Origin of the sequence: Cupriavidus phytohabitans, assembly GCF_017815025.1 — a bacterium.
Taxonomy (GTDB): Bacteria; Pseudomonadota; Gammaproteobacteria; order Burkholderiales; family Burkholderiaceae; genus Cupriavidus.
In genome coordinates, this window is sequence record NZ_JAGIQB010000263.1 from 1 (window position 1) to 454 (window position 454).

The 454-nt window shown below is 54.0% G+C and carries 1 pseudogene; it reads left to right on the forward strand.

The annotated features are described in order from the left end of the window. Positions 1-285 (forward strand): annotated as a pseudogene (locus J8I34_RS34425) (IS630 family transposase); the annotation flags it as partial. Positions 286-454 lie beyond the last annotated feature (169 nt).

The window sequence follows — 454 nt, forward strand, 5'->3', positions numbered from 1 at the left end:
TCGATCAAGGCTTGGTTCGCTCGCCATCCGCGCTTCCATGTTCATTTCACGCCGACCTCCGCCTCATGGATCAATCAGGTGGAACGCTGGTTTGCAGCCATCACGGAACAATACATCCGCCGCGGCACGCATCGATCAACCCGACAACTTGAGCAAGCCATCCAGCAATACCTCGACCTGAACAACAACGCCAACCCCACGCCTTTCGTGTGGACGAAGTCCGCCGACGACATCCTCGCCAGCGTCAGGCGATTTTGCCTGCGAATCTCTGACGCAGGACACTAGTCGGGGATTTTTATGGGCGGCTTCGATCTCAGTAGTTAATGTTAAGAAATGTTTGATTGCTGGCATTTGAGGGTATGTTTCAAGTACCCGAGGGGCGTTGTTGCATAAATCGAGATTGAAAACAGGGGCTCCTCGGTGAGGCTGAACTCAGGCGATACGGACGGATTGC